Annotated in this window: 7 protein-coding genes; 3 read left to right on the top strand and 4 right to left on the bottom strand. The window is 72.5% G+C overall.

Features of this window, described 5'->3' with window-relative positions; genetic code table 11:
* Positions 1-33 precede the first annotated feature (33 nt).
* A complete protein-coding gene (locus ACSLTV_RS16670) occupies positions 34-702 on the top strand; it encodes a hypothetical protein (protein WP_435612407.1) in 669 nt (222 codons plus the stop codon).
* Between the two features lie 41 nt (positions 703-743).
* Here the strand turns inward: ACSLTV_RS16670 and ACSLTV_RS16665 are convergent, their stop codons facing one another.
* Complete coding sequence (locus tag ACSLTV_RS16665) at positions 744-1,517, bottom strand: polysaccharide deacetylase family protein (RefSeq protein WP_435612403.1); 774 nt, start codon at positions 1,515-1,517, stop codon at positions 744-746.
* 444 nt (positions 1,518-1,961) lie between these two features.
* On the opposite strand from ACSLTV_RS16665, the gene ACSLTV_RS16660 reads away from it, so the two are divergent.
* Positions 1,962-2,702, top strand: coding sequence for a DUF4142 domain-containing protein (locus ACSLTV_RS16660; RefSeq protein WP_435612402.1), 741 nt, complete (start codon positions 1,962-1,964; stop codon positions 2,700-2,702).
* 167 nt (positions 2,703-2,869) lie between these two features.
* Here ACSLTV_RS16660 and ACSLTV_RS16655 read toward each other — a convergent pair whose 3' ends face one another.
* Together ACSLTV_RS16655 and ACSLTV_RS16650 are read right to left on the bottom strand one after the other, a co-directional pair.
* The gene (locus tag ACSLTV_RS16655) at positions 2,870-3,562 is read right to left on the bottom strand and encodes a hypothetical protein (RefSeq protein WP_435612401.1); all 693 of its coding nucleotides are present in this window, start codon (positions 3,560-3,562) and stop codon (positions 2,870-2,872) included.
* A 470-nt stretch (positions 3,563-4,032) separates the two neighbouring features.
* Positions 4,033-5,124, bottom strand: a complete 1,092-nt coding sequence (locus ACSLTV_RS16650; RefSeq protein ID WP_435612400.1) for a Ku protein — start codon at positions 5,122-5,124, stop codon at positions 4,033-4,035.
* A 63-nt stretch (positions 5,125-5,187) separates the two neighbouring features.
* Between ACSLTV_RS16650 and ligD the strand changes: the two genes are divergently transcribed.
* Positions 5,188-6,069: a non-homologous end-joining DNA ligase gene (gene ligD, locus ACSLTV_RS16645; RefSeq protein WP_435612399.1), complete on the top strand. Its 882-nt coding sequence runs from the start codon at positions 5,188-5,190 to the stop codon at positions 6,067-6,069.
* A gap of 47 nt (positions 6,070-6,116) precedes the next feature.
* Here ligD and ACSLTV_RS16640 read toward each other — a convergent pair whose 3' ends face one another.
* The gene (locus ACSLTV_RS16640; protein ID WP_435612398.1) at positions 6,117-6,920 is read right to left on the bottom strand and encodes a nuclease-related domain-containing protein; all 804 of its coding nucleotides are present in this window, start codon (positions 6,918-6,920) and stop codon (positions 6,117-6,119) included.
* Positions 6,921-6,938 lie beyond the last annotated feature (18 nt).

Raw genomic sequence — 6,938 nt, 5'->3', positions numbered from 1 at the left:
TCGAGGACGGCTGGTGTGCGCTTGGGTGGGGGTGTGACTGTTGAAGACGTTGCGCGGCGGCTGCCTGAGACAGGTGTCCTTCGTGAGCACTGCCGTTCCCTGGCCGTCCTGGAGGCAATTTTGAGCCCTGCCTGGGAGGACCGCTGTCACTCCTTCGACCGGCGTTGGTCCGCGGGTGAGGCGTTGGCCTCGATGCGGAACGGGTCGGGCGACGAGTACTCGGTCGTCTTCGCCGAGGCGGGTGCCTACGTCCGCGGGTTCGCCCACGAGTCGCCCATGAGTCCCTACGGCGATGCGGACGGGCCGTGGCCGGGGGTGCTCGACGAGGTGCCCGGTGTCTTCCGGCCGTACGTCACGGAGCCCGCGTTCTCGGACGAGGTCGGGGTGTCTCTCGTCACCGCCTGCATGTGGCGGCAGACGGGGGACGGCGGGTGGAAGACAGGGGCGATCGACTTCCCGGCGGAGGTGGCGGGAGACCCGGACGGCGCCGACGACCTGTTCCGTCTGCTGGTCGACCGCTCCCCGGAGGCGTTCCAGCGGTGGGCCGAGGACTACCACGAGGTCCCGGTCGCCCTCGGGGCGGTGCGTCATGTGTTCGCGTCTCGGCCTCTGACCGAAGGGGTGGTCTCCGCGTTGAACCCGCAGATCCGTCTGGTCGAGCTCGCGCGCGACATAGAGGAGAGCGGTTATCCGGTGAACTGAGGGAGCCGTGTCCGGCGGTGGCGGTCGCCGGGGTGGTGTGCTCAGCGCACCGGGAAGCCGAAGGTGCGGCCCTGGGCCTTGAGCCAGGGGAGGGTGCGGCGCAGGGCCTCCACGGTCTGGGAGCGGTCGCCGCCGGCGTCGTGGAAGAGGAGGGTCGGGCCGTTGGGGAGTTCTCGCTGGACGGTGGCGACGATGGCGTCCGTGCCGGGGCGTTCGAAGTCCTTGGTGTCCACGTTCCAGCCGAGCGGACGCATGCCTCGGGAGGCGGCCAGCTTGCGGCTGTAGGGGGTGAAGGCGCCGCCCGGCGCCCGGTAGTACATCGGGCGTACGCCGCCGGACGCCTCGGTGATCATGCGTTCCGCGTCGAGGATCTGCTGCGACTGGTAGGTCTCGGACTGCCGGTCCATGGTGGTGTCGTGGGACACCGAGTGGTCACAGAGCCGGTGTCCGGCGGCGACCACCTTCTTCACCAGGTCGGGGTGGGCCCGGGCCTGGGTGCCGACCATGCAGAAGGTCGCCTTCACCCCGTACTCGTCGAGCACGTCGAGCACTCGGGGCGTCCATACCGGGTCGGGGCCGTCGTCGATGGTGATGTTGACGCCGTTCGTTCCCTGGTCCGAGGCGTGCACGATGGTGACCGCGACCGGCTTGGCGTCGGTTCCGGGGCCGGCGGAGGCGGTCGACCGGGGCGACGGGCTGTCCGCGGTGTCGGCCTGGGCGGTCCACACCGCCGCGCCGGCCGCCAGGAGCGTCACCCCGAGCGCCGACCCGATCACCTTGCCGTACCAACGTCCTCCGCCACCGTGACGTGCCATGTCCGCCCCCGCTCCCCGCAGTTGATCACCGCTCGTCGGTCGCCTTCCGACCACCTGGCAGGACGAGGGACGGCGGGTGCCGGATCCGTCCGTTACCGATCACGGACGATTCCGGGGGAGTTCGCGGACAACCTGGCGGGCCGGGCGGGCCGGGCGGGGAAGCGGGGGTCCGGGGCGGTCCGGTGGTGGGGACGGACGTCGTGGCCGTTCAGGTGATGGGGGGACCATGGCGGGGATGGCGGCTGAAGGCGCTGGAGTCCCGGCATCGACCCGGTGCCCCGGCCGGTGTCCCGGGTTCCGGTGGTCGCGTATCGTCGGCGGGCGGGGGCCGGAGGCGTCGGTTCCGGACCTTCCCGGGATATTTTCCGGGAACGGTGATCGGTCCGGGCGTTCCGTCCGTACCTCCTGGTGCACTGGTTTGTTGAGGTCGGGTCTGGAGGAACCATGGCCGTGTCCCGCAGGAGCGCCGGAACCGTCTTGGTAGGGGGAATCCTGGTTCTGACGTCCGCCGCGCTGGTCTACCCGAAGATGATCGGGGTGGAGACGAACACGTCGGACACCTCCCGGATCATCGCCAACACCAAGTACGGGCCGCTGACGGAGGCGGACCGGGACTTCGTGGTGAAGGTGCGGTCGGCCGGGCTCTGGGAGTATCCGCTCGGTGAGCTGGCCATGCAGCGGGGCACCACGCCCGCGATGAAGGAGGCGGGGGCGCACCTGGTGGTCGGGCACGCCGGGCTCGACGAGCTGTGCCGGAAGATCGCGCCGGAGCTGAACATCACGCTGCCCAACAAGGCCACGCCGCAGCAGCAGGAGTTCGTCGCGGTCGTGAACTCGAAGACCGGCAAGGACTTCGACGTCACGGCCGTGAACATCATGCGGGTGACGCACGGCCAGATCTTCCCGGCCATCGGGAAGATACGGGCCAGCACCCAGAACACGCTGGTGCGTCAGCTGGCCGACCTCGCCAACGACACGGTGCTGGACCACATCACCGTGCTGGAGAAGACGGGCGACGTCGACTTCCGTGAGGTCCGGTACCACCAGACCACCCCGCCGAAGCTCCCCACGGCCGACCTCACGCCGCCCCCGCCGCAGCCCGGCGAGGGCATGGTGGTCCTCAAGCAGCGGCCCGACCTGAATGTGAACACGGCCGGTACGACGCCCGCGCCGGCGGTGGGTTGAGCCAGCCGGCGGTCGTTCCCTTGCGTGCGCTCTGACCGCCGTTCCAGCGCGTGCGCTCCGGCGGGCACTCTCGGGCGTATCCTCCGGCGGCCGTTGCGCGACGTACGCTCCGGTGGCCGTCCCAGCGCGTACGCTGCGGCAGCCGTTCTACGACGTACGCTCCGGTGTCAGCCGACGGCCGCCGCGGCGTGGTGGGTGAGGCGGTAGGAGCGCACGACCGTCACCAGGCATCCGGCGACCAGTGCCGCGGCCCAGCCGGACGCGTCGCGCAGCGGGGCGCGTACCGGGCCGCCGGCCGTCAGTCCGCGGGGTGGGACCCGGCCCTCGCGGTCGTGGACGACGGCGAGTTCGTCGCCGGGGCGGGTGGCGCGGCCGCAGCCGCGCCGGATGCGGACCTTCAGCGGGACGCCTTCGTGGTCGGTCACCGAGCACAGGTAGCGGCCGTGGCTGGAGACGGCCGCGGGGCCGCCGTCGACCGAGGTCACCACCACCGACTCGACCTGGCCGCGGGCCGCGAGGACGAACCCTGAGGCGAGTTGCGGCGCCTGCAGCGCGAGGCAGACGGCGAGGACGGCGACCAGGCCGATCAGCGCCCGGCCCGCCCGGACCAGGCACAGGTACAGGGTGAGGGCGGCGGCACAGACCAGGCCGGCCTCACCGCCCGCGAGCGCGGGCAGCCCGTACCAGGCGCCGGCGACGGCCGTACCGACGATCGCCGACACGGCGAGCGTGCCGACGAGGAGGCCCTCACCGACCAGCCACCACGGCGGCAGGCCGACGAACTCCGCGGGGCCCCAGACGGTGGAGCGCAGGTGGGCCATCAGGCCGGGTTCGGGGGGCGGGGGCGCGGACAGGGTCACGGACCGAGGCAGGGTGCGGCGGCGCGGGCCGCGCGTCCTCGCGTTCACCCCCCGTGTCACCCCCGTATGGCGTCCCGTGTGTCGTCCTGAGGGCCTGCCGTCCGCTGCGGGCTTCCCGTTCGCCTTGCATTATGCAAAACGGCCGGGGGTCGGAGAAACGGGGCGCCGACGAGGGGCAACGTGACGGGTGAGGCCCCGGACCGGGTCAGGGGCCCGGTCCGGGGCGTCGCACCGCGGTGGCCGCTTTCCTTAACACCACGGTGATGCCCTCCCGGCGCGGGGCGGCGAGGGGGGGGCGGTGGGTACCAGCCTGGCGCATGACGGGCCGGCAGCGGGCCCGGACGGCGGGCCTGTCAGGGTCTCGTAAGATCTCCGGTGCCCGCGGCGGGTCCGGGCCTGACGCTCGACGGTCATGCGGTCCGGCTTGGTGGCCTGGGCGGCCGGGCGGGCCGGGCGTGGTAGGGACGTAGTCACGCCGTGCGCTTGCGGGAGGTGGTCTTCTTCGCCGCCGTCTTCTTCGTCGTGCCGGTCGATGCCTTCTTGGCCGTGGACTTCGCCGCGCTCTTGGCCGGCGTCTTCTCGGAGGCCTTGGCGCCGGCCTTCCGGGTGCTTTGGGAGGTCGTCTTCGCGGAGGTCTTCTTCGCCGACTGGGCGGACCTGGACGTCGACTTCTTCGCGGCGGCCGACGGTGCCGACTTCCTCGCCGTCGTCGCGGTGCTCTTCTTGCCGCCCGCGCCCTTCGGTTCCGCGCGGCTCGGGAGGTGTCTGACGTCGCCCGGCTCCTCGCCGCGTGACTCACGTGCCGCGCGGACGCTGTTCTCCAGGGCCGCCATCAGGTCGAGCACCTTGCCGCCGGCCGGCGCCTCCGGGGCCTCGGGCGGGGTCTCGCCGGATGCCTTGGCGGCGATGACCTCCTCCACGGCCTCGCGGTACTCGTCGTGCAGCTCCGTGAGATCGACCTCGCCCAGCGTGTCCATCAGCGCGTCCGCGAGGTCGAGTTCCTTGTCGCGGACGGTGACGCCGGTCTCGGGTGCGACGCCCTCGGGTGCGCGGACCTCGTCGGGCCAGAGCAGCCCGTGCATGGCGATGGCGTCTCCGACGACGCGCAGCATGCCGAGCCGTTCCCGGCCGCGCAGGGCGTACTTCGCGATCGCGACCTTGTTGCTGCGCTTGAGGGCCTCGCGCAGCAGGGTGTACGGCTTGGCGGCCGGGGCGCCCCCGGCGGCGAGGTAGTACGCCTGGTCCATCTGGAGCGGATCGATCCGGTCGGCCGGGACGAAGGCCACGATCTCGATCGTCTTCGCGGTCGGGAGCGGGAGGTGGGACAGGTCCTCGTCGGTGATCGGGATGATCGTGCCGTCCGCGTCCTCGTACCCCTTGCCGATCTCGGACTGGGTGACCTCGCGGTCCTCCAGCTCGCAGACCTTGCGGTAGCGGATGCGGCCGCCGTCCTCGGAGTGGATCTGCCGGAAGGAGATCGAGTGGCTCTCCGTGGCGTTCACGAGTTTGATCGGGATGCTGACGAGGCCGAACGAGATGGCGCCGTTCCATATGGATCGCACGGGCAGCACCCCTTCCAGGTGAGAGACGGGCGTTATGTGCCGGTTTCGTGTGATTCTCATCGTATGACGCCGATCACAGAGGTGGCGGGGCGACGGCTGGCCCTCAGCAATCTGGAGAAGGTGCTGTATCCGGCGAGCGGCTTCACCAAGGGCGAGGTGCTGCACTACTACGCGTCGGTCGCGGACGTGCTGCTGCCCCATCTGCGCGACCGGCCCGTGTCCTTCCTGCGCTACCCGGACGGCCCCGACGGGCAGGTGTTCTTCACCAAGAACGTGCCGCCGGGCACCCCCGACTGGGTGACCACCGCCGAGGTGCCCCGGTCGGAGGGACCGTCGCGGATGGTGCTGGTGCAGGATCTGCCCAGCCTGATGTGGGCGGCGAACCTCGTCACCGAGTTCCACACCCACCAGTGGACGATCGGGGACCCCGGCACCGCCGACCGGCTGGTCCTCGATCTCGACCCCGGACCGCCCGCCACCGTCGTCGACTGCTGCGAGGTCGCGCTCTGGCTGCGCGACCGGCTGGCGGCGGACGGCATCGAGGCGTACGCCAAGACCTCCGGGGCGAAGGGGCTGCACCTGCTGGCGGGAGTGCGCGGGGCGTCGTCGGAGCAGGTGAGCGACTACGCGAAGCGGCTGGCCGTCGAGGCAGAGCGGGCGATGCCGCGGCTGGTGCTGCACCGGATGACGCGCAGCCTGCGGCCGGGCAAGGTGTTCGTCGACTGGAGCCAGAACGCGGCCCGCAAGACCACGGCCACCCCGTACACCCTGCGCGCCCGGCCCGAGCCCCTCGTCTCGGCGCCGGTCACCTGGACGGAGATCGAGGACTGCCGGTCACCCGAGCCGCTGGCGTTCCGGGCCGGCGACATCCCGCCCCGGGTACAGGACCACGGTGATCTGCTCGCCGCCCTGTTCGACGCGGACCACGCGGGGACGCTGCCGTGACGCGGCACCGTGCCCGCACAGGTGTGGCGCCGGGCCCGGGGCCCGTCTCAGCAGGAGGCCCAGGTCCTCCGGTCCCTGGCCATCGCGTGCAGGGCCTCCACGTCCGCCGGCTTGAGCACCGGCCCCAGCCGGCCCAGCGCGGGCAGGTCGGAGTCGCGCACGACACGGACCTCGCGCGGCGGGACGGTGACGCGGACGTCTGCCGGGCCGACCAGGGCCAGTACCGGGCGGACCTCGGCGGTCAGGGCGTGGCGGGCCCGGTCGGCGGTGGCGCGCAGCCGGCGCAGCAGGGGCTGCGGCGCGCGTCGGCCGACGCTCACCTCGGGGTCGGCGACCAGTACCCGGTGCCGGCGGGCGTTCAGCGCGTGGACGGCGAGCAGGCCGCCCGGTCCGATCACCAGGTGGTGGATCCGGTCACCGCCGGGCAGGGGCACGGAGTGCAGGGTGTGCCAGCCGGCTCCGTCGAGCAGGTCCAGGGCGTCGCCGACGGCCTGTTCGGCGGCGAGCGCCCGGCGGCGCGGGTCGGCGCGCAGCCGGTAGGGCGCGCCGGGGTCGCGGTCGAGGGCGACCAGCAGGGCCTCGCCCGGCCGGTTGGGGGCCAGGTCGTCGTCGGGCGGGAGGGTGAGCCGGGCCAGCTCGGCGGGGGTCGGCACCGGAGGCGGGCCGACGCTGACCGGGCCGGTCAGGAAGGGTCTGAGGGCGGCCAGGACGGCATCCCGGTGGTCCTCGCCGAGCAGGTTGACCCGGGCGGCGTCGCGGTCGTACCACGCGATGTTCCGGCCGTCCGGGAGGCAGACGTAGAGCCGCTCCCGGCCGTGCCGCCGGGCCGGTACGACGCGCAGTCCGCTCATCCGCATCACCCCATGACC

Origin of the sequence: Streptomyces sp. bgisy159, assembly GCF_965341775.1 — a bacterium.
In the GTDB taxonomy this organism is placed as follows: Bacteria; Actinomycetota; Actinomycetes; order Streptomycetales; family Streptomycetaceae; genus Streptomyces.
The sequence above is the reverse complement of the archived record's forward strand: the minus strand, read 5'-3'. Positions and strand labels throughout refer to the sequence as shown.

What these genes read in the sequence shown, in the direction of transcription:
- ACSLTV_RS16660 (WP_435612402.1), top strand. Translation starts at nt 1,962, where the DNA reads ATGGCCGTGTCCCGCAGGAGCGCCGGAACCGTCTTGGTAGGGGGAATC.
- ACSLTV_RS16665 (WP_435612403.1), bottom strand. Translation starts at nt 1,517, where the DNA reads ATGGCACGTCACGGTGGCGGAGGACGTTGGTACGGCAAGGTGATCGGG.
- ligD (WP_435612399.1), top strand. Translation starts at nt 5,188, where the DNA reads ATGACGCCGATCACAGAGGTGGCGGGGCGACGGCTGGCCCTCAGCAAT.
- ACSLTV_RS16640 (WP_435612398.1), bottom strand. Translation starts at nt 6,920, where the DNA reads ATGAGCGGACTGCGCGTCGTACCGGCCCGGCGGCACGGCCGGGAGCGG.